This window comes from Mucilaginibacter gracilis (assembly GCF_003633615.1).
Classification (GTDB): domain Bacteria; phylum Bacteroidota; class Bacteroidia; order Sphingobacteriales; family Sphingobacteriaceae; genus Mucilaginibacter; species Mucilaginibacter gracilis.
Map to the genome: position 1 here is coordinate 952,191 of NZ_RBKU01000001.1, position 22,727 is coordinate 974,917.

Annotated in this window: 20 protein-coding genes; 8 read left to right on the forward strand and 12 right to left on the reverse strand. The window is 41.9% G+C overall.

Annotated elements, in window-relative coordinates:
* Positions 1–116 precede the first annotated feature (116 nt).
* Complete coding sequence (locus BDD43_RS04040) at positions 117–971, reverse strand: RteC domain-containing protein (RefSeq protein WP_121196515.1); 855 nt, start codon at positions 969–971, stop codon at positions 117–119.
* 335 nt (positions 972–1,306) lie between these two features.
* Between BDD43_RS04040 and BDD43_RS04045 the strand changes: the two genes are divergently transcribed.
* From BDD43_RS04045 to BDD43_RS04070, 6 genes are all read left to right on the forward strand, one after another.
* Positions 1,307–2,008 (forward strand): response regulator transcription factor, encoded by a 702-nt coding sequence (locus BDD43_RS04045; protein WP_121196516.1) that lies wholly within the window; start codon positions 1,307–1,309, stop codon positions 2,006–2,008.
* Positions 2,005–2,520, forward strand: coding sequence for a hypothetical protein (locus BDD43_RS04050; RefSeq protein WP_121196518.1), 516 nt, complete (start codon positions 2,005–2,007; stop codon positions 2,518–2,520). Before BDD43_RS04045 ends, BDD43_RS04050 begins: the two co-directional genes overlap by 4 nt.
* 2 nt (positions 2,521–2,522) lie before the next feature.
* Positions 2,523–3,182, forward strand: coding sequence for a hypothetical protein (locus BDD43_RS04055; RefSeq protein ID WP_147425568.1), 660 nt, complete (start codon positions 2,523–2,525; stop codon positions 3,180–3,182).
* A complete protein-coding gene (locus BDD43_RS04060; protein WP_121196521.1) occupies positions 3,169–3,951 on the forward strand; it encodes a sensor histidine kinase in 783 nt (260 codons plus the stop codon). Before BDD43_RS04055 ends, BDD43_RS04060 begins: the two co-directional genes overlap by 14 nt.
* 302 nt (positions 3,952–4,253) lie before the next feature.
* Positions 4,254–5,219, forward strand: coding sequence for a helix-turn-helix domain-containing protein (locus BDD43_RS04065; RefSeq protein ID WP_121196522.1), 966 nt, complete (start codon positions 4,254–4,256; stop codon positions 5,217–5,219).
* A gap of 532 nt (positions 5,220–5,751) precedes the next feature.
* Positions 5,752–6,105 carry an acid shock protein gene (locus BDD43_RS04070; protein WP_121196524.1) on the forward strand — a complete coding sequence of 118 codons (354 nt, stop codon included), beginning with the start codon at positions 5,752–5,754 and terminating at the stop codon, positions 6,103–6,105.
* Positions 6,106–6,188: 83 nt separating this feature from the next.
* Here the strand turns inward: BDD43_RS04070 and BDD43_RS04075 are convergent, their stop codons facing one another.
* The 7 genes from BDD43_RS04075 to BDD43_RS04105 all read right to left on the reverse strand — a co-directional run bounded on the left by BDD43_RS04075 (position 6,189) and on the right by BDD43_RS04105 (position 16,524).
* Positions 6,189–7,499 (reverse strand): TlpA family protein disulfide reductase, encoded by a 1,311-nt coding sequence (locus tag BDD43_RS04075; RefSeq protein WP_121196525.1) that lies wholly within the window; start codon positions 7,497–7,499, stop codon positions 6,189–6,191.
* The gene (locus tag BDD43_RS04080; protein ID WP_121196526.1) at positions 7,499–8,887 is read right to left on the reverse strand and encodes a RagB/SusD family nutrient uptake outer membrane protein; all 1,389 of its coding nucleotides are present in this window, start codon (positions 8,885–8,887) and stop codon (positions 7,499–7,501) included. The genes BDD43_RS04075 and BDD43_RS04080 overlap by 1 nt, the downstream gene beginning before the upstream one ends.
* 3 nt (positions 8,888–8,890) lie before the next feature.
* Positions 8,891–12,382, reverse strand: coding sequence for a SusC/RagA family TonB-linked outer membrane protein (locus BDD43_RS04085; protein ID WP_162846975.1), 3,492 nt, complete (start codon positions 12,380–12,382; stop codon positions 8,891–8,893).
* A gap of 225 nt (positions 12,383–12,607) precedes the next feature.
* Positions 12,608–13,597, reverse strand: coding sequence for a FecR family protein (locus BDD43_RS04090; RefSeq protein ID WP_121196529.1), 990 nt, complete (start codon positions 13,595–13,597; stop codon positions 12,608–12,610).
* 495 nt (positions 13,598–14,092) lie between these two features.
* Positions 14,093–14,533 (reverse strand): nuclear transport factor 2 family protein, encoded by a 441-nt coding sequence (locus BDD43_RS04095; protein ID WP_121196530.1) that lies wholly within the window; start codon positions 14,531–14,533, stop codon positions 14,093–14,095.
* 29 nt (positions 14,534–14,562) lie between these two features.
* On the reverse strand, positions 14,563–15,600 hold the full coding sequence (locus tag BDD43_RS04100) for an alpha/beta hydrolase (protein ID WP_121196531.1): 1,038 nt from the start codon (positions 15,598–15,600) through the stop codon (positions 14,563–14,565).
* 27 nt (positions 15,601–15,627) lie between these two features.
* On the reverse strand, positions 15,628–16,524 hold the full coding sequence (locus tag BDD43_RS04105; RefSeq protein WP_121196533.1) for an NmrA family NAD(P)-binding protein: 897 nt from the start codon (positions 16,522–16,524) through the stop codon (positions 15,628–15,630).
* Between the two features lie 95 nt (positions 16,525–16,619).
* Between BDD43_RS04105 and BDD43_RS04110 the strand changes: the two genes are divergently transcribed.
* On the forward strand, positions 16,620–16,973 hold the full coding sequence (locus BDD43_RS04110) for a winged helix-turn-helix transcriptional regulator (protein WP_121196534.1): 354 nt from the start codon (positions 16,620–16,622) through the stop codon (positions 16,971–16,973).
* A gap of 87 nt (positions 16,974–17,060) precedes the next feature.
* Here BDD43_RS04110 and BDD43_RS04115 read toward each other — a convergent pair whose 3' ends face one another.
* A complete protein-coding gene (locus BDD43_RS04115) occupies positions 17,061–17,660 on the reverse strand; it encodes an RNA polymerase sigma factor (protein ID WP_121196536.1) in 600 nt (199 codons plus the stop codon).
* Between the two features lie 70 nt (positions 17,661–17,730).
* Entirely contained in the window at positions 17,731–18,096 is a 366-nt protein-coding gene (locus tag BDD43_RS04120; protein WP_121196538.1) for a hypothetical protein, read from the reverse strand.
* A gap of 103 nt (positions 18,097–18,199) precedes the next feature.
* Between BDD43_RS04120 and BDD43_RS04125 the strand changes: the two genes are divergently transcribed.
* Positions 18,200–19,027, forward strand: coding sequence for a LytR/AlgR family response regulator transcription factor (locus tag BDD43_RS04125; RefSeq protein WP_121196539.1), 828 nt, complete (start codon positions 18,200–18,202; stop codon positions 19,025–19,027).
* 373 nt (positions 19,028–19,400) lie between these two features.
* On the opposite strand, the gene BDD43_RS04130 is transcribed toward BDD43_RS04125, so the two are convergent.
* Positions 19,401–19,781, reverse strand: coding sequence for a response regulator (locus BDD43_RS04130; RefSeq protein ID WP_121196541.1), 381 nt, complete (start codon positions 19,779–19,781; stop codon positions 19,401–19,403).
* Between the two features lie 25 nt (positions 19,782–19,806).
* Complete coding sequence (locus BDD43_RS04135; protein WP_121196542.1) at positions 19,807–22,707, reverse strand: T9SS type A sorting domain-containing protein; 2,901 nt, start codon at positions 22,705–22,707, stop codon at positions 19,807–19,809.
* Positions 22,708–22,727: the final 20 nt, after the last annotated feature.

The window sequence follows — 22,727 nt, forward strand, 5'->3', positions numbered from 1 at the left end:
CGGTTTTTCACAATTTCAACCAACTTGGGTGAAATTTATTTCCGGGCATTTAGGCATTAAACCAAAATAAGAAAAGCACCGATGGTGCTTAATTTTCATTTACAAGGCATTGTATTTTACCTGTCGTCTGTCTCGTTCATTCGCTTGATCAGGCTTTGTTTGAGCTTGTCTATAAATGTCGTTGGTTCTTTTTTACGCAGCCTTATATCATAATACAGGCGGTAATAATTACCGAGGTCGATACCCAACACAACCTCGAAGAAACGGGCTATGTCGTTAATATCGGCTTTAGCTTTTGTTTTTACATTGTAGAATGCGCCCAGACTTTGCAGGCCATACATCAATTCCACAAAGGCTGTTTTGGTTTCCGCCCAATTCAGGCCTAAATCTTCCAGCACGTTTATTTTGCTGTCGCTATATTGGCCGCTTAGTTTCTGCAACGCTTTATTGAGATAGGCAATTAACTGTTCATTGGCAAGCAGCATCGCTACTTTATAATCGTGACTGGTACAAAAGGCCGGGTCACAATCGAAGTAGGAAACATCAATGCCGATCAGGATATCAAATTTATCCCTTGTAAAATAGGCAATGTCCATATGCCTTGCCCCAGAGCGGTAGTACTTATAGAATGGTATGTTCTCTTCTGAGTAGGTTTTAATGCCACCCAACTTCTTTTTAAAGTACTTTCGTTGGGCCCTGTCGGAGCCATCGGGCTTATTGGTTTCGATCTCGAATAGCCTTATATAATAAATCATACGGGAATAAAAGCCCGGTTTTAACTCCCTGAAAAAATAAATCTCCTCAGCCGTGTCCTTAAAAGTATAAGTAATGACAAAAGCTTTTAGCTGTATCATTGACGTTTCTACAGCCTGGTAAGATAGTTTGGCAAGCTCTAAGATATTGGTTGCCGTTAACTCAATATCCATCAATTTCCTTTTTAATTGTTCGTATAATTCAATCACAGTTTCCATAGCACGGTAGTTTAAGTAGTTTAAATTTTTTTAAAAATTTGTTTATTGGTTGCAACCGGTTTGCAGGACAAATCTATAGGGATTGCCCGCCTGCATGAGCATTATGCGGTCCTGAATACAGGGCATATAGGGAAATCTGGCGGTGAAGTAGAAAATTCCTTTATTGAAGTATTATAGGTGTAATCTGAAATTTGCAGGATTCGGTGTTTTTTAATCGCGAATTAAAAAAGACACTAAAATTAATCCATTTAGTTCATCCTTTTTCACGGAAAATCCCGCGAAAACACCGGGTTTTTCCGTGAGAATCGCATTGGAAATCGAATTAATTTTATGGTATGACAACTGATACTGTTATTCATATCGCGTTCGCCGAAGACCATGCCATGTTCAGACAAGCGGTCATTAGTTTCTTAAATACGATAGGAGGGGTTGCTGTAGATATCGAAGTCGCAAACGGCAAACAGCTGTTGGATAAATTAGAGGAAGCATCCGTATTGCCTGATATCTGCGTGCTCGATATGAGTATGCCGGTAATGGATGGGTTTACAACATTGGTACATATCCGGCAACGCTGGCCCGATATGAAAATATTAGTGTTGAGCGGGTTTAAACATGAGGTGTATATCGTCAGAATGATGATGGCCGGGATAAACGGTTATGTGCATAAAAGCTGCGGTATAGAAGAAGTTAAGGTTGCGCTTGTTGCCATTCACTCCGAGGGGTACTATTATTCTGATCAGGCCAATAGTACTCTTTTCCACCTCGTAAAAACGAACGTCATTAAGCTTCAGCAATTCAACGACGAGGAAATTGAATTTTTAAAGTATTGCTGTACAGACCTGACTTTTCATCAGATCGCCGTCAAGATGAATGTAACCGACAGGAACGTAGAAGGAAAAAGGGACAAGCTGTGTGAACGTTTAGGGGTAAATAACAGGGTTAGCCTGGCTATGTTCGCCGTTCACATGGGGCTGGTACATATAGAGCCAAATTTCTCAGGAAAAGATATTCTCCAAAATAAACTGATAAAACGATGAAAAAGAGAAATGGATTGATTGCTGTTGCGTTAGGATTTTCACTGCTCGGATGTACCGGCAGACCTGCAAAATCAAAAGGCATTGCCTTAAGCATTGCGGATACTTTAAGCTGGTCGTACCCCGATCTTATGCCTATTGATTCAGCAAATAAGATGCTGGGCAGTTACCTGAATAGTATCAATTATCAAAGCAATGATACGGATATTCAATCGGTCATTTTTGATGCCCGGCTTTTAAGAAACTACCTGAATACCATTTTTGATTCCGGGAATATTACTAACGTCAAAATGATGTTTGCGCATAAGCTCAGCTATATCAATAGCGGTCATATGAATCAACCTGCAGGCTACCATAGTAACGCATTGACCATTATTATTGCGGCCTATGACAGTAGCGGTAATTACCGGTTTTATCCGGGTAATTATGTAATTGATAAAGGTCTGGCCTGCCCTACTAACTGTCCGCCAACAGGTTCTGCATCAAGTTCACTTCTACCTTCAATTCAGCATTAGTCATGAATTATTATATGTCGCTGTCGATAAATTTAAGCGCTGCATCACTGCCGGTCATTTGCGGCGCTTTCAGATACCGGCTGTTAGAAAAATCATTACGTGTCCTTTATTGGCTCACCGTTTTTTCTCTTATCACTGAATGTTTCGCCTTTATGGCAGCATTGCGTTATCACAATAACCTGGCTGTATATAATACTTCTGCCATCATCGAAACAGTTTTTATCGCCATGTTTTTCAATTATAGTATTGAAGGTTTCAGGAGGGCATACATTGGCTTTTATATTGGATTGGTCAGCGTTGTCGTTGGCTTACTTGATTTTATTTTCCTGGAACCGATTGACGGTTATGGAAGCCATTACTTTTTATATGAAACCCTCTTGATTATTACGTGCGGAATAATATTGTTTGCGCAGCTTATCCGGTCGCCGGGACATCTAAGGGTACAATATAATCCGCATTTCTGGATCGTAGTCACGTTGATCGTGTTTTACCTCTCGAATTTCTTCGCGATGTCCTGTTATGAGTCCTGGACGAAGATCTTAGGCACGAGGAAAAGCAATATTGATGATGCAATTCTATTGTTTAGCGCTCTGGTCAATTGTTTACTTGCTTCGGTGTTTGCCTTTTACCCTCAAATGAAAAAAAGCTATGAACGATCATAACTTCATAGTCATCGGCATCATCGGCACCCTGATCTTTTTATCCGCTTTTATTGCGCTGGTAGTCCTTATGATCGTTCTCCGGAAAAAGATGAACCAGCACCATCATGAAAGACAGCAGTTGCTGCTGGCGGTTATCAGGGAAAGTGAAAGAACCTTGCAACAGGTATCCAGGGAGGTACATGATAATATCGGTCAGTTGGCCAGCTTACATCATATGACTGTTCGCAGGATTGAGAAGACGCTCGATGCTCATGAACGGGAACAGCTTTTTGAAAGCGCCTACCGCATCAGTGCATTGATTGAATCTAATTGTTCCAATCTCGGCTATTCTTTAAACGGCGATTATATCAAGGAACGGGGACTAAGCAATATGATACAGGATGACATTGAACACATACGCGCAGCAGGTGAGATCAATTGCCATGTCGATATTGTCGGGGATGTCAGATCACTTGGATCAAGCGCAGAAGTTGTGATATACAGGATAGCACAGGAAGCTATACGTAACGTGATCAAGCACGCAAGCGCAACTGTACTGGATACAAGGCTATACTATAACGATGATGATTTTGAACTGGTCATCAGAGATAATGGTAACGGGTTCGATATAGAAAAAATAGGGGAAACAGGGGGGCTTGGGATTTCCAATATGAAGGAGCGGGCACAGGTCTTGCAAGGAAAATTGAAGGTCGCTTCTATTCAGGGTGTCGGCAGCTGTATCATAGTGACTATTCCTTATAGCAGTAAGGACATTATGCAGGGTTTATAAGCCTGCATAAATACCAGTGTCAATACCTGGAAGTGCTTGACCATAATATATACGCGGGTAATAGCTGTACAATATCATGTCTTGCCATAGTCAATGGAAACTTTTCAGCCGCTGAAAAGCAGCGTTCAGCTACTGAATAAGCCTGTTGATGTAATAATCTTTGCTGCTATCGCGACTTAATTATTTTACACCGGTAAATGAAAAAAATCGACCGGTTGGAATGGACTTTGCATTACTTATAACCCATATCACATATCGCTAATAACCTTGCCCTGAATCAATTTATCAAAAAAACAGGCACTATGAAATTCAGGCCGGGAAAACTATTGCAGGCAACGACATTGAAAAAAGTTCTACTTCCGGACCAGCTCAAAGCATTAGTCTTTCCCAATGCAGTTGTTGACTACACCGAAGGTTTATTTGGAAGCTTTTTATCTCAGGAAATTAAGGGTGACAATTACAGTATATCACAGCACCATTTTTTCATTAACGAACCATGCGTACTTTATGCTGTTGCGGAAGCCCCGGTACTTACGGTTAATTACTTTCTGAAGGGGCCTCCATTTCCGCAATTTACAGGTATTAGTGATGCTGGATTAACGGAAAATTACTATCGGATGTACTATGTACCACAGATGAAAAATGAGATCACTTTCAGAAAAGGTAACTACTCCTGTATTTATGTTTCATACCAACATTCTTATCTCAAAGAATTAACAGATCGGCACAATAAACTGCAAAGCTTATTTGATTATGTAATGCAACCGGGCGAGGCTATACGATCTTTGGCTTCAGGTAAAATCAATGCGAAAATTAAATCTTCTTTATTGAATCTTACGAGAACCTATGCCAATATAAAAGAACAGGATTTGATGATTTATGTCCATTTGCGCGAACTATTGTTCTACCATATCCGGAGGCACAATACTTTGGATGACTTAGCACTCATGGACTCCCATACGGATAGAATAGCGGCTTTGGAAAATTACATCGATGAAAATTTAACGAAGCCACTGCATATTGAAACCCTAATTAAGTTGTGCAATGTCAACAGGACTGACTTTTACAAATTATTCAAATCGCACTTCGGAGAAAGCCCTTATCAGTTCATCCAAAACCATAGGATTGAATGGGCTATGATTCTAATCACTACTACTGGCGAGTCGATTGGTCAAATCGCCTGGAAAGTAGGATTCAAGGATATTTCCAGTTTCAACAAAGCATTTAAAAATCGTTATAAATCATCGCCTAACACATTTCGATTGTGAGGTTTTCGGACGATTTGCCAAGCTAAAAATTGACGATTTGCCAAGCAACAAACATACGATTTGCCTAACAGGGTACTATATACCCACATTAACTTTGCGATAGGAAATCGATAACAAAAACACACCCATTCAAAAAATATTTTCAACCGCCTTAAGCCCTTCGACTAAAAGTTCATTTTAAAAAAGCGTTTCAATGAGCACGACACATAGGGTAAATCAAAAAACGACTACATCCGCAAACTACGCAGGAAAACTTATCAAGCTTTATTTAAAATTTGAAAAACGAACCTGTGTTTCGCCTCTGGCTTTGTTAGGAGCGATCGTAGGCATCGTACTTGCCTTTTACTTTCCAAATCCCTGCATATTTGGTATATAATACGCCTGTTTGAATTGCTTAATAATTTAAAAATAGGTGAAGCCGAAAACCTTTAGAAACGAGTAGGCAACTTTGTTCACGCTCAGAAAAACACTTGGCAACAACGTGCAAGAGCATCAAGGATCATTTCATTTTAAAACATCTAAAAACAATTTTATGAAAAAAGTAAAATCAATACTCGGAGCATTTATTATTACTATGGGTTTATCCACTGCTGTGTTTGCCGGTGACAAGAAAACAGATGTAAAAACGGCAGTAATTACAACTACAGAAAGCGTGGCCCCTGCACCTGCAAAGGCCAAAGCAAAAAGCGGTGTGACCTATTGGGTCACAGGTACCACTATAGTGATGGGCGTTGCCTCTTATACTTTTGATCAAACACCTCAAAGCTGCGATGGAAGTGGCAACCCGTGCCAGTTCACAACGGACAATGGCGCCCTTTCTTCACCGCAGCCACAATCGGTAATCGACGGGGAAAATGGCCTTATTATTGATACAAGGAAAAATTAAAGCAGGCCACGTGAAGAAAGTATAGTTTTTATACACTATCATCACATAAAACGAGAGGATGCCAATAATGGCATCCTCTTCATTTATTTGTCGCTTACAACCAGCACTTTGATATCCTGGTCAGTAAAAGACAATGATAGACCCTGTTCAAACAGTGAGGTTTGTAACAATCTTTTATCAGATAAATTTTTAGGCAGATTTAATGTTACCAGAGTATTTGAAGAAATGTTTGATTTGTCTAAAAATGCCAAAGGCAAACTCAAATCTTCAATCGATTTCAAATAATTTAATACTTTAGAAAAAGGCTGATTTATGAACTTATAGACATCAGCGGTTTCTATCATCGTGTCCTTACCCATCTTACCTGATTTAATGGGTGTTTCACCGATTCTTTTTAACGTATACGTTGGGATTTTTCTGACTGATAAAACAGCTTTAATATTATTGCGCATTAAAAAGTATCTATTCATATCCTGCAACAGAAAACTATACAGACTATCCCTTTGCCGTAGTGGCATTACTATTTCATAGGAGTAACAATATTTGCTGAACCAGGAATCGAAATCATTATTATTCTTTGGCCGTAAGTAATCATTATAGTTTTTAAGTTCGAACAAGATGCGAGTGCCGTGTGCTGCTATTTTAAAAAATTGAATTAAATCGGTATTGAAAATGTCTCTTTTATAAATATTACGGATCGTATCAACTGATATTTTACTTCCGGCACCAAACCCTGGATTAGATTTAAAAAAGCCTGAATAAAATGTGGCCCTTATGGAGGTATCGCCAGGAAACATCAAGCCTTTATTTCTCACATCATATCCCCTGCTGTTAAGGTCGTTTTTTTCTGATAAGTTTATAACGCGGCCTGTGAGGATTTGGGATATATGCTCAGATGTCGCGTTAACAGCGGTAGTAGCAGCAATAATTTTACCACCTTTATCTATCCATACATGATGCGGGAGCTCATGATGTGGGAAGATGTATCTCCATATCGTATCACCATACAAACATGGTAGTGTCGTAAGTCCGATACCCGGCCTAAGTACAGACATTTTAGAAACTCTTTTTTCAATATTAACTTTCGATTCCCAGGGGTCAATCATTATAATCTGAATACGACCTTCAAATTCTTTTTGCAGGCTTTCTAAATGAGGTATCGCTGCGATGCAGGAAGGGCAGCCGGTGCTCCAAAAGTCAATGATGACCAATTTTCCTGTGAGGTCTTTTAAAAAAAGTCTCGGAGATGGGTAGTGCAATAAATTTTTTAACGCCGGTGTTTCTGCAATATTATCGCCAATAGCCAACTGACGGTATTTGTGCTGTTGTGCCGAGCTCTCGAAAGAAATGCTCCACACAATAGCAAGGATAATAGAAAACGCTTTTCTTTTCATTACCGTTGATTCTGTTGGAGTCCTGAAATTTGTATTTCTGTATCGGGAATCGGCAAAACATAAAGCTTGTCGTTCGGATTTAGGGTATAAGTCGTTCCGCTTATTGTTTTACTTAGCGTTGCCTGAAATACCGGATCGAGATTTAAGCGTTTGAGATCTTCCCAACGAATATTCGATACAAACGGGAGTTCCTTTCTACGTTCTTGCAATATCATCTTAAGGGCGGTCTGGGCGTCGGCTGCGACGAGCGGTGTAAAATTATTTGTCTTGTATCGATTGATCAAAAGATGATTGAGATCATTCATTGCCGCGGAAGTCAAACCCTGACGGGCTTCTGACTCAGCTCTAATCAGGTAAACTTCGTTAGTTGCCAAGCCACAGAAATCAGCGCTGTTTCCTGAATAGGTGCCCCGATACTTAACATTACCACCAGTCACGGTGTAGAACAAAGTTTTTCTGAGATCATTAACGTCATAGGATGAATATAAGTCTGAGGCAACTATTCCTTTGCTTGTGGAAACCGGGTTCACAGAACTGTAAAAACCTCCGTAGGAATAAAACAGGATTTCGGGATTACCTTTTCCGTATTGAGGAAAACGATACGTTGCTGTCGGAGAAGCAATTGTCGAATTGTTGTAATCTAACAGCGCCGGGTGAATATTTATTGCCGCGCTGGAATAGGTTTGAGCGTTTATATAATCACCCATGTTTAGATACGCCTTTGCCAGTAATGCGTCTGCTGCTGCGTTTACCGGTCGCTGCAAATAAGGCTGTGTTGCGGAAAGCAATTGGCTTGCAAGGCTTGCATCTGATATAATCTGATTATAAGTATCCTGAAGCGATGATCGTTGAACCAAGATATTTACATCGGAAGTTAGTCGAATCGGCAGGCCTAAATCGCTACTCGCCGTGGTTTTATTATAGGCTTTACAAAATAGCTGCGTCAATGTGTAATATCCCATTGCGCGGTGAAATAATGCCTGTCCTTTTACATTGTTATAATCAGGACTATCACTGCTGATTTTAGCCAGCCCGTCTAAAGCTACGTTAGCTAATTCAATATTGATAAAAAAGTCATTCCACTCAGGCGATGTCCCCCCGGACCATATCGTCTGTTTCCAGGAATATAAATTGCGCTCTGTTTCATTGACCAAAGGGATAGACGCGTCAGGAATATAACTATTATCAGCACCGACATTGCCTGCTGTCGCATAGACATAATTTAACGTAAATGTCCTATCCAAAAGTGCCTGAAAATCTGCAGTAGTCTGAGGAATAACAGAATTCAAGTTGCTTTTGGCAGCAAGCCAATCATCCTGTTTTTTACATGCAGTAGCGCAAATCAGGAAACTTAAAATTACCGTATATAGAGTTTTATGTGTGTTCATGTTTTATAAATTAATGGTTAAGCCAAAAGACAAGGCGAACGGGTTAGGATATGTTGCAAGTCCATTCCCTATTGCATCCGGGTCTACTCCAATCTTATTTTTCTTCCATATTATACCTATATTATTAGCATAGGCGAAGATGTTGATCCGTGACGCTTGTATTTTACGCACCATCCAAACAGGTAAATCATAGCCTAAACGAATATCCTGAAGCCTGATATTGTTTCCTGACTGGACAAGCACTTGAGAATATTGATAGAAAGTGTTTCTGTCGCTATAGCTTGGATATACTAAAGATGGAACGTTCGTTGTTTTTTCGTCGCCGGGTTTTTGCCATCTTTGAGTGAAGTCTTCATTTTGACCACCATACCCTAAAATATCAGTGTAGTTCAAGCTGGTAGTTGTCTTGCGAAAAACCCAACCCAACTGATAAATTATATTGACCGACAAATTGAAACTCTTATAAGAAAAATCATTTCTAAACGAGCCAAAAACTGTTGGAACAAGAGAGCCGCTATAAACAAGGCTATCAGGATTGAAATTGTTAATGATGCCTGAATAGTTTTTGCTTATCTTTCCGTTTAAATAGCCTTGTGGATCACCATTTGTCGGGTCGAGTCCGGCCCATTTATAGGTAAATAAAGCTTCTAAAGGCTTACCCTTCACGCCACCAGCAGTGAAAATACTTTGGCTTGTCCTTACAGCATCAAACCGAACTACTTCATCTTTAAAAGCACTTAATAAAAAATTAGTAGTCCATTTAACCGGACCATTGAGATTTTTAGTTCGTATGGTTAGATCGATGCCATTGGTTTTGGTGTTTGCTGTATTAGCCTGATAAGAAGTAAATCCAGTTTGAGGAGCTAAAAAAGTGGGCTGTATTAGATTCTCGCCTTTCTTTTGATACAGTTCTATTGATCCGCTTATAATGTTATTTCCTGTCGCAAAATCAATTCCAATATTTATATTCCTTATTTTTTCCCAACGTAATTCAGGGTTGGGTGCAGTGGGCTTGCCCAGGCTTGTCGCGCCTGTAGATGAATCAGTAACATAAACGGCGCTCAAATAAGCAGACCCATTTTGATAGGTATTTCCATTATATCCGTAAGTGCTGCGAAATCTTAAATAGGGCAGCCATTTTAGGATATAAAATGATTCTTTACTGATATCCCAGCCCAAACCTGCAGACCACATCGGAGTGATCTTATCATTTGTTTTTGCACCAAATAGATTAGTCCCGTCTTCACGCCCGCTGAGCGTTAAAGTATATTTGTTATCGTAAGAATATGCAGCATTTGCATAATAAGAAACATATCTGTTAAGGGTACCAACAATGTTGCCGTCGGTTTGTGGGATATATCCCGATCCTGCCGGGTTCATGGGATAAAATTGCCCATAGTTTAAATTACCGACTGTCGTACCAAAATCTTTATTATAGCCATAAGAAACCCGGGTAAACGCTTCTGTCCTAAACTCTCTTATTTCCGCACCGCCGATTGCAGTAAGGGAACTTTTTTTAAAATCCTGATCATAGTTCAGCTGTGCTCTCAGGCTATTTATGTACCAATTTGCATTGGAGAGGGTTAAAATTCCACCTAACGGAAAGTTATATGTTGTAACGCCTGTACTGGAATTATAGCTGCCAAATTCATTGATAAGATTTCGTGTATAATAACTTTCCTGGCTCTGGTCGTTTGTTCCCTGAATTATCTCACGTTCATTTTGGTAATTGATCTGAGCGCTTAGCTGAGGAATAAATTTGTATGTGGCTCCGGCTTTCAGCAGTATATCACTAACTTTCGTATTGTTATCACCTAACCTGAGTTCATTAAGAGGGCTGTAAGACCAGTCCATCAACCCTTGCGATTTAATGATTTTGATATAGGCATCGTTATAAATATAAGGGATGGCAAGTGGATTGCCATTTGCGTCAGCCAGACGGTCATATGGTATTACGTTGCCATAGGGATAGCCGTTACCTGATAGTGTACCAAATCCAACACTGTTATTTAGCAGGGTTGTATTTTGGCTATAGTTGATGCCTGCAGATAATTCCAGATTTTTTGTGACCGAGTATGTATTAGTGCTGTTTATTGTTGTTCGGTTGTAACCGTTGCGGACAAGCGTATTCCTATCATTATCCTGCCCGATAGATAACTGATAGGTCATGTCTTTACCACCACCCCTGATTCCTAAAGAATATTGTTGATTGACGGCCTTTTGATAAATGTATTTGGCGTAGTCATTTCTTACGTCATATTGACTTAAAGTATTCAACTGACTGGCGGCATCCGAGCTTGTGATATTTCCGGCTCGTTGCTGTGCGAGTATCCCGACCGCCGGGGATAAGGCAGGATTGTATACATAGTCTGAAATAAGTGGATCAAAGTAACCTTGATTAAACAGATATTGCTCTACACCTATATAACTTTTGGGGTCTAAAAAATTCTTTGCGTAAAACAGGTCAGGCTTATTGATCACCGTCAAAGTGCTGTTGAATTCAACTTTCATCTTTTGGTTGAGCTTTCCTTTTTTTGTAGTGATAACTATTACGCCATTTCCTGATCTAGCCCCCCATATTGACGCTGCCGCAGCATCCTTTAAAATCGTAATATTCTCGATGTCATTTGGATTTAGATTATTTATCTCCCCCTCATAAGGAAAATTATCAACTACAATCAATGGTTGAGTAGAGGCCATGAAAGTACTGACACCCCTGATTGTAATACCGGAATTTTTCCCCGAAGGTTGCGTTGCGATAGCTGTGATGTTAGCCAATCCGCTAACAAAAAGTCCTGAAGCCACTCCGTCGATACGGTCAATGATATTGGTCGATACCCGCCTATTTAAAAGAGTATTGTCTATTTGGTCAAATGACCCGGTTGCTCTTTCCTTTGGTAAAGACTGGTAACCGGTTGAAACAACCGCCACTTGGCTCAATTGTGATGAAGCGGTATGAAGGACAACTGTAATCGGGTTTGAGAGTGTTTTAATGGCTGCAATTTCTGTCTTGTAACCTATAAAGCTTACAACTATTACTGCATCGTCCTGTACATTCAATAGTTTAAACCGGCCATTTGAATCAGTGATCGTAACGTTTGTACTATTCTGAACCTTAATGGTCGCTCCGTTGATCGGCATACCCGTTGTATCAGTAACCAGGCCAGTTATATCCCTGGCGGCAATTAGTTTGTCATCTTTCGCTGCTGGTGTTAAATGTTCAGTGGCGCTTTTTTTTTCTGATTTAATTGCCGTTACCCCGATAAGCGTTCCCGCTTGTTTAAATCGTAGCGGCACCTGCTTTTCAATTTGAGAAAGCACCTGCGCAAGCGGCGTGTTATTGACTTTCAGCGTCAATTCTGGTAAGCCTTCCAATAGTTTATCGTCACAAACGAAGCTGACAGATGCCTGTTTCTCGATAGTCTTGAATAGCTGCTTTATATTAACATTACGGACATCAATAGTAATGTTCTGTGCATTGCTTGTGTTTGCCAAAAGCAGCGCGCTACAACAGAGTTGTATGCAAATGATAATGAAGGTTATGCGCATACACTTAAAGTATAGGGTACGGTAAATTTTTACCATCTTTGTTTGGGTTAATTAGGTGAGAACTTAATGAACTTTGCCTTTGCTACAGCGGCTCGAATCAACGTAGCGAAGGCTTCTTTTTTACCGGACTATATACCGGCTCTTTCCTTTCTTCCCTTGGAAGCCCGGAAATTATTTTATAATCACTGTGCTGTCATTCGCTAACTGATACTGAAAATGTTTTGAAAAGCTTAGTGCTGTCAAGACATCGCTAAGCGGTTGGTTATTGAGTTTCATAGAGGTAATCTCAGTGAGCAGTTTAGGGCTTTGCACCTTGATATGTACATTGTATTTCCTTTCCAAAGCCTGGAACACATTGTCTAAGGATTCGTTATCGAATACCAGCCGATTTTCGCGCCATGCAGCGATATCATTAATTCCCTGATGTTGAACTACGGATTTGGTATTATTATCAACTATTACCTGCTGACCAGGTAATAAGAATACAGCTCCTTTGTTCAAAGCGGTAATTGTTAGACCTACTTTACCTGTGGCTACTGTGATTCGTGTATCCTTTTCCTGTGCGAATGCCTTTATCTCAAATGATGTACCCAATACTGTTACGGCCACAGTAGAAGTGCGGATTAAAAACGGATGTTCAGCCTGATGCACTACGTCAAAAAATGCCTGTCCTTTCAGATAAACCGTTCTCGTTTTACCGATAAAACGTTCTGGGTATTGTAGACACGAGCCCGCATTTAACCATATTTTAGAACTATCCGGCAAGGTTACTTGTAGGGTATGTCCCATTGGAACATTGACCGCGATCATATCAGGTTGAGCATTATTCCGTAATACCAGCAATATGCCGGCAACAACGAACACAATGACAACAGCCACCGCCCTAAACCATGTCTGGCGCCACATAGGAACGATCACCCTTTCGTCTGCGTCGATAAGGTATTGAAGCCTATTATAAACACGGCTATATACCGGCTGTCTCTCTGCTAATGTTGCTTCATCTATTCCGGTGGTATCGGCCATTTCATTTACGATGAGTTCCAAAAGGGCTTCACTATCCCTTTCCACATGAAAATGTTGCAGTAAAGCGTTAACCTCATCCTCGGTGGCGCGACCAGCGATATACCGCTCAAAAAGCTCTTTAAGTTCGTTTGTTTCCAATTTTCTTTTGATTAATTCCGTGTGTTAAAAACATCCCCCCGCCTCGCGCGGAGGGGACTGCTCATCATTTAACTATAACTGATTTATCACTAAAACTTCCGGTATTATTCATTCATTTTATCCCGTTCTCTCCGGTTATCTCTCCACAAGAGGATGATCCAGACAATCAATACGACACTAATGACGAATTCAACAGCAAGAACAAAGGCAGTATTGGATTCCAACATTCAACGCTATAAATTATTTGCGCTGCTCGGCCCTTTCACTTCCTGTATACAGGTATGACGGGGAGCGGTAGTAGAACATCTGCTCTGAAAAAAAATATTTTTGAAAAAAATGAATAGATGTCGTTATTCACAGGTTATCATACACTTTATTCATAGCTAATCATACACTTTTTTGATGGCAATGATCTTTAGTGTCTAATCAGCTTTTAAATAAAAAAGCAGAACTTCAATTAAAGTTCTGCCATCAGACGGGATCGTCTGTTTAAGATCAATCGCTGGTCAATGAACGCATCACTGCCAGGGAATCCATGTAATCACGCCAATGAATGATTTTCCGGTCCTTTATAGTGATGATAGAACAAAAGCGGTTGTCATAAGATTTTCCGGTGGAAGGCACCGTACCATGCACTTCGTACTCCAATATGATGACATTAGCCGGCTGTTGCGCTTTGTACATTCTTAAATGGTCTGCTGAATGCAGTACATTGCTGTAACCGCTGAACCAATCCATATAAGCTTTTCTGCCCGATATCTTGTTGGTAAAGCCCGGAAAGTTGTACATGAATTCAAATACTGCATCATCTGCTACCGCATCCCAAAAATGCTCCCCGTCAACTTCCCCGGTAAGACCTTCCATGATGATGCTGAAAAAAGGCCCCGCATTTTTATTAAATCCAGGATGGTTCCTGTTGAGTTCAATCTTTTTCATAATGAATCATTCCAATGTTATAAAATTACTTATTTCAATGCGTTTTTTAGTTCTGCCGCAGCCTGCAGCATGGATGATCTCGTGGCGGCGATGTGCGCAAGCGGGTTAAGCAGGCCCCAGTCATGAATGACGCCGTTATAACGGGTCAGTGTTACCGCCACGCCGGCCTCATCCAGTTTACGGGCATAGGCTTCGCCTTCATCCCGCAACACATCATTTTCGGCGGTCTGCACCAATGCAGGGGGTAATCCTTTTAACTGGTCAGGGGTCGCGCGCAAAGGCGAGGCATAGATTTCATGACGTGCATTTTCGTCGGTCGTGTAGCTATCCCAGAACCAGATCATCATATTCCGGGTCAGGAAGCGGCCGTTTTCATAGGCATGATAAGACCCGTCGTCGAAAGCTGCATTGGTCACCGGCCAGAACAGCATTTGGAATTTAATCTCTGGCCCTTTTTTGTCTTTGGCCATCAATGCTACGACCGCTGCCATATTGCCGCCGACGCTGTTGCCCGCAACAGCAAGCTTTTTACCGTTCACGCCTATTTCTTCGCCATGCAATGAAACCCATTTAGTGGCGGCATAAGCCTGGTTGATCGCAACCGGGTAATGCGCTTCGGGTGATGGCGCATAGTCGGGAAATACCGCAGCCAGCCCGCTTTCCACGACCAGGTCGCGGACGAAGCGGCGGTGCGTAGGATAATCCCCTAATACCCATCCGCCACCATGGAAGAACATGAACACGGGAATATCTTTTTTCGCACCGGCCGGCTTAACGATATGGATATTAACTGTGATGCCATCCTGCGTGATGATCTTTTCCGACTCTTCAATACCGGAATAATCGACGGATACAGATTGCTGTGCGCCGGCCAGCACTTGTCTTGCATCGGCGGGTGAAAGCTGTTCAAGCGGCTTACCACCACCGGAGTTTAAAGCCTTTAAAAAAGTACGTACATCCTTTAGGATCAAAGGATCATTTTCTGCTTTGGGGTTGTTTTGGGCCATAACATTGAGTGTTATAATAAAAAGTAAATAAATGAGGGTTACTAATCTTTTGCGTTTCATGATGCGGGTGTTTAAAAAATGATCGATTTAGGCTGCGTTGTACGCCGCAGCGAACACGTCCCTGGCGAATACCTCTGCGGTGGTGGGTGATGAATTTTCAGCCGTCCGTTGCTGGTAGTTCATGATGCCGTTTTTCAGGGAAGTTTCCATGTTCACGATATCTTCAGCGACGTTTTCGGAAATGCCCTGACTGATCATACCCGCTTTAGCTTGTTCAACCGGAAATTCTACCAGTTGCAAATCGGGTTTGCCAATTGATCTTCCCAGGATACCGGTGATCTCGCTAAAGGAATAGTTCCGGTCGCCCAAAACGGGCCGAACCACTTTGCCCTCAAAATCCAGGTTAGCTAATGCTTTTGCGGCAACAGCTGCCACGTCGCTGGTCGCTACCATCGGTATTGGGTGATCCGGGTAAGCGGTCGTGCCGTTGATCCCGCTGTTTTTGATGAGGTTGATATTGAGTAACGCATTATCGAGAAAATAAGCCGAACGCAGGTGCATGACATTGACGTCTTTTAATTGGTTCAGCTTGACTTCCTGTTCAGCCAGGCCGGCAATTAGGCCATTGCCTTCGTGTAACTGTGCACCCGCGCTGCTCAGGCTGACCACATATTGAATACCCGATCTTTTGATCGCCTCAATAGCCGCATCCCCGACTTCCCTTTGGAACGCCCGGTAGTCTCGTGCTGTGAAATTTGGTGGTAACAAAATAAAGGCGCTGTCGGCACCCTTAAATGCAGCAGTCAATAAATCAGCATCGGTGATATCGCCGGGGATCAGTTCGGCCCCTGTATGACCGAACCTTTTTTCGAGGTCTTCCGACCTGGCAATTAATTTTACATGGTGTCCTTCGTTAATGAGAAGGTCTGCGATCTTACCGCCAACTTTGCCGGTGGCGCCTAAAACGACGATTGTCTTTTTCATAAATTTTTTCTTTTTTGTTGAGGACAAATTTCTATATTTGATTTCATAATCACCAGTACATACTAATTTGTACTATAGTATCTAAAAAGAAAGTAATGAGAAAAACAACGTCAACCAACTTTTCTAACGAAGAAGCGCTGGCTGCTATTTGCCCGATGCACAATGTGATGCGGGTATTGGGCGGGCGCTGGAAGATCGCGCTGCTGTATTTTATCCACCAGGGCCATCACCGTTTTGGTTTATTGCAAAAGAAAATGCCTTTTATCACCACGAAAATGCTCAGCGCACAACTCAAAGAACTGGAACAGGACGATCTGGTGATCAGAAAGATTTATGCTGAAATGCCGCCACGTGTCGAATACTCGTTAACCGAAAAAGCACAAACTTTATTACCCGTATTGGAAGACCTTTATAATTGGGGAGAACAATACATCACGGCCCAGGCATAAAAATCGCACAGATATAAGACAACATACATGTATGATCAACTATGAATAAAGTGTATGATAAACTGTGAATTATAACAATAGAGCCTTTTACGGGTGATGCATTAACCCGATGAGAATGATGGTAATGGTTGCCTCCTGCGAATTAATAAAGTGCTTTTGGATAGCACGTTTTGCTTTTACGAGATGGTCATTTATGGTCGAAGTGGAAATCCCCAATATCTGGCTTACCTCCTGATAGCTTTTACCCTCTACTTTACACAGGTTGTAAACCATACGGCGCTGGGGCGACAGCGAAGAAATTGCCTGTTCTATTAGTACATTGCTTTCCTTAAAATTGATATGGTCTTCGATATGGTCATACAATTCAGTCATGGTGTAAGTTAGCCGCTGAATGAGCTTCTTATCTAAAGCGGCTTTACGGTAAAAATCCGCCACGAGGTTAGCGGCCATCCGGTACAGGTAGGAAGAGAATGATTGTACGTCTGAAAGATTGGTCCGGTTGAGCCATAATTTAAAGAACACTTCCTGTAGCAATTCCTCAGCAAGATCGTCGACGCGTACCAGCTTCAGGAGGCTCCCGTAAATCCTGTCCTTGTATTGACGATAAATATGATCAAAGGCCCGTCTGTCCCCTGCCTGTAACCGCAACAGCATTTCTTTTTCATCCACATGCAGGGGAACAATCATCCTTACCGTATAATACGATAAAGTTAAATAAATATTTATCCAATGTAAAGACCCTGAGCATAAAGTATCATTACTGATACTCTATGCGAAATTGGATACCGCCAACAGCGGAAAAACCACTGGCACCATAGGTAAGATCCATACTACCTTCTTTATGGACAAGTTTCGTCGCGCCCGCGCCCTGGAATACTAACGTAACCGGAAGCTGGTTTTCAATTGCAAAACCCGTTTGGTTGGAGGCTTGCTCAATAAACCGGCTGTCCATTTGTGAAAGGTATGTTCGCTGTGCCTGATTTAATGTGAAATTGTCATTGAGCCAGGTAACAAGATCACTGCGGATTAAGTTCGCCTGCGTTAGGCGGTCGTTTTGACTAAGCTGATTAAGTTCTGCTTGTTTTTGCTGAACGCCAGCGGAGGTAAATGGTTGTTGTGACATAATATAAATTAGTTAGTTAAACACGTAATAGGCTACGTTAAAAAGGGGTAGGAAAAAAACAGAAACGGCGAATTATTGTTTTAACAAAAATAATATTGCTTGTATGAGCCTTGAAAAAACATCATCTGGCTATAATGATCTTTATTTCAGAATTATTTTAGCCTTACTTGCCGCACACACTATACTTTGGTTCGCCGCCAAAGAAAGTATCTTCCAGTTATGGACCTCATGGTTCTATTACCGAGACATGGCGCTCAGTTTTCTGATCGCATTTTTGTTGATCAGTGAAGTTTACCTGGCTACCTCTAAGCTGGATAAAAAATATGATTGGAAGCAGTATACGGCTGAGCGCATCGGCTTGCAGGTAACCTTTGCGCTGGTTATGCCCTGCATTACCGCTTTTCTTTTGGCTGCCGGATATTTTCGCATTTTTCATCTGAATATCCTGGAAACAGACTATATAAAATTGGATTTCCCTGTGATCGTAATCCTGATAATATTACTGAATGTCTACTATTTGGCCTTTTATTTTTACAGACAATGGCAGCTTGCAGAAAGCAAACAGATCTCCGTTGAAAAACCATTGAGGAAGGTAAGGGAAACTTTTGTTGTACAGAAAGGAGCGAAGAATATTCCGTTGCCCGTAGAAACGATAAGCTACTTTTATCATGACGGGCAGTACAATTTTCTGCGCACGAAAGAACGTGAGGATTTTATGGTTAACCAGCCATTGGACGAGGTACAGAAAGTATTGCCTGATAGCCTTTTCTTCCGGGTCAACAGGCAAATGATTGTAAATTTCAACGCTTGCCAGCATTTTGAACCCATAGAATTTGGCAAACTGGAATTGATCGTAACCCCTACGACAAAAGAGCAGATCGTCATCAGCCAGAAAAGGGCGAAGCAATTTAAAGAATGGATCAGCAGATAAGGTAGCTAATCCCAAAACGGGCCAGCTGCTCTTAACCATTACTTAAAATTGTTATCGATATACCGTTTAGAAACTTTTTTGACCGTTCAGAAACTTTTTTAGTTCTCAAAAAAATGTTCATTTATTTTCGCTCGAAAGAGTAAAACTAAACTTGGAGCACAAAAACAAAAAAAGGAAAAATTATCGGTGGACTGATATCGGCACGTTAACAGTAATATTGATTATTGGGGCGACCATCATCATTTACATATATGTTCTTCTAAACGGCTCGCTGGATGTATAATCAACCACTACTTTGATTGATTTATTTAATCAAAAAAAGCCAGCCTGAGAACAGGCCAGCCAGTTTATATACCTCATTTTCTAACCCAATTTAGCCAACTGCGAGTAATCCTAAGATCATCGTCTTAAGCTCCCACGAACTATTACCCTTTACCCAGCAGGCATCAGCACCGCTTGCGAGCATCCCCGGAATTTCCCCGTTATTAAAGGTGTAGCCCAATATCTTTATCCGCGGCCACTGCCGTTTCAGGACGTTTGCAGTTTCCATGCCATTCATCACCGGCATATTAATGTCAAGCAGACAAAGATCAGGTAACACAGGACACTCATCTAACTGCAATAGAAAGTCTTTACCATTCACAGCCTGCAGGACAACCTGAAATCCCATAGTTGTGAGCATGTTGCTCATGCCTTCGCGTACAAGGGCATGGTCATCCACTACCGCGATGGTAATGGGAGTTGTAATATCCATTTTAAAATGAGGGGTAAAAAAGGGGTTACCCCTTGATGAAACGCATCGTGTTTTTTTCGCCGGTCGGGCCGGTCATTTCTAATAGATATATCCCCGCCGAAATATTGGGCAACGGTATGATGTTGCCCCCTGTTTGCAATGCACCCGTTTGCAGGTTGATACCGGTAACCGTTAATATGCGATAAGCTGTCGTTCCCGGAATACCGGTAACTGATAACTCATTTGTAGCCGGGTTGGGATATACTTTAATATCAGCCAACGATAAAGTTTCTACACCCGTTGTATGCGCAACTACAATATCACGGCACACCAAATTATTACCGCAGTCGGTATAGACTGTGACGCAAACATGGTAAGTGCCGGAATGGGCAAAGGTGTGCAATCTCGCCATACCGGTATCCCGATGACCATCGCCATAATCCCATACTACGCTATCCAGTCCGGCTGTAGTTCCTGTAAAAGCAAAACCATGCACCGCATTTCCGGTATCGGTGAATGCCGCAGTAACAGTGGTAATACAAGTTATAATTACATCATGGCAGATCGTGCTATGCCCACAGGCGGTATAGGCGGTAACGCAAACATGAAACGTACCCGTTGTTGCATAGGTATGGCTTGGGGTTGTACTGGTAGAGGTTCCACCATCGGCAAAATCCCATCGCACACTATCTAATGCAGCGGTTGTGCCGCTGTAGTTGAAACTGATCGTTGCCCCTGTTCCGCTCGAAGTAAACGCTGCTACCGGAGCCGTAGTACAAGTAATCACGATAGTATTGCAGTGTGTATTTGTGCCGCAATTGGTATGCACGGTGGCACATGCAGTATACGCGCCGGGAGCCACATAAGTATGACTTGCCGTAAGGCCTGTTGCCGTACCGCCGTCACCGAATGTCCAGGTAACGCTATCCAGACCAGCCGTTGTTCCGCTATATGTAAAGCTGCGCGAAGCACCGATGCCGGTAAAAGTAAAGGCTGATACCGGGGGTGTTGTGCAGGTTACTACCATGACATTGCATGAGGTTGTAGTACCGCAGGAATTGGTTGCCGCAAGGCAGATCACATAAGTACCTGCTGCCGAAAAAGTATGTGAAACCGGCGTAGCTGAACTGGCTGGCGTACCGTCGCCGAACGTCCATGAAATAGTGCCCGCTGTGCCTAAACCAGTGCCTGTATAAGTAAACGTTTGGGTAAGCCCGGTTCCTGTGGTGGTATAGGCCGCTGTTGGCGCACCTGCGCATACAATAGTTATATCGGAGCAATGTGTATCGCTGCCGCAAGCTGTATAAACGGTAACGCAGGCTGTAAATATCCCCGGTGAGCTATAAGTATGGGTTGGGCTAAGGGCAGTACTTGTACCGCCATCGCCAAATTCCCACCGCACACTATCTATACTGGCTGTTGTCCCAGTATAAGTAAATACCCGTGTAGCAGCGCCGACCTGTGTATAATTTGCCACCGGCAACGTAGTGCAGCTACAGTCCACACCATATTTCATGATAAAATAATCCGTGTTACCACCAACAGAAGTATAAGGGCTTAAAGAGCCGCCCCAAACATTATTAACTATTGCGCCACCGATATACAGACTACCTTTTTTATCAGCCGTGATCGCGTAAGCATCATCATAAAAACCTGTTCCGTGTATTTGCTGAATCGTATGCACATAGCCCGCCGTGTCCAGTATCGTGAAGTAACAATTGTGGCCTTCACCGGAATAAGAAGTAATTGTGTCACCACCGCTCGCAATAGTTCCTGCAATGGTTCCTGCAGAGGCAATTTTGTTATTGGGTAACAACGTTATTGCATTCAGAAAATTAATATCAGAAGTTCCACTATAGGCTTTTTTCCATCTAAGGTTACCGGCGGTATCGAGTTTCATCATTACAGAAAAAAAATATGGTGAAGTGGACATTGTATTTGATGATGTATCATGCTTGTACACCAATTTCCCGTTGCCACCGCATGTAACATATAAGTGGCCGATATCATCCGATACAATACTTGCAAAAGCTGCTGCATCTACGATTAATGGATTGGACAATGTATCCGTCCATATTAAGTTACGCGAAACATCGAACGCCGCAATGTATGGATGGTAAGACATTGGAGAGGACGTAAGATAAAAAGGAGCACTTCTTGTACCATGCACATAAAGCTTGCCGGTAGATTTGTCTATCGCTGCCCCATCCACTTCCAGTGTTGTGTCCTGCAATAATTGAGTGGCACTCAATAGCGTTCCTGATGCGTCATATGTAAGATCATAAACGCCATAATGAGAACTAACAGATGACGACAGTGGAATGCCGACACCAACGGAGCCACAAATAAAATGCACATTGTCGCTGCCATCCATCACTATAGGGTTACTTTGTCCCGCAAATGCTGAAATCGAAGCGAAGGTACTTGGCCCAACGAAGCGTATCCAATTGAACGCACCCAGTGTATCAAGTTGAATGACACCTAAAGTAGAATACGGAAAAGTAGCAAATGAAGTATCATAACCAATGTACAGGGTATGAGTTGGACCCGAGTGAGGAAATGATCCGGCTATATAAACATGCCCCGAATTGTCTGTTGTTATACCATAGTTCTCATTGTTTGTTGATGTTGAGCCAATAAGTTTTGCCCAACGCATTTGACCGCTACAATTGTAACTAACTACAAAAATGTTATTTGGAGCGCCATAAGCCCCTGAAGGTCTATGGAAAGTATCGGCTATAATAGCATTATTACCTACAATGCCTATACCATATACGTTGCCGTTAGCATCGGTACACATATGATCCATTTCCTCATCGCTGTACGCGCTCGAAAGATCCTGACTGGTACCGCCGCCCTTCACCCATTTATAGGTTTGCGCATTCAGGCTTACTTGTAGAAATAGTATTGTAAAACAGAGTGATAGAGATGTTAACAGCCTTTTCATGAATTATCTTTTAATAAAGT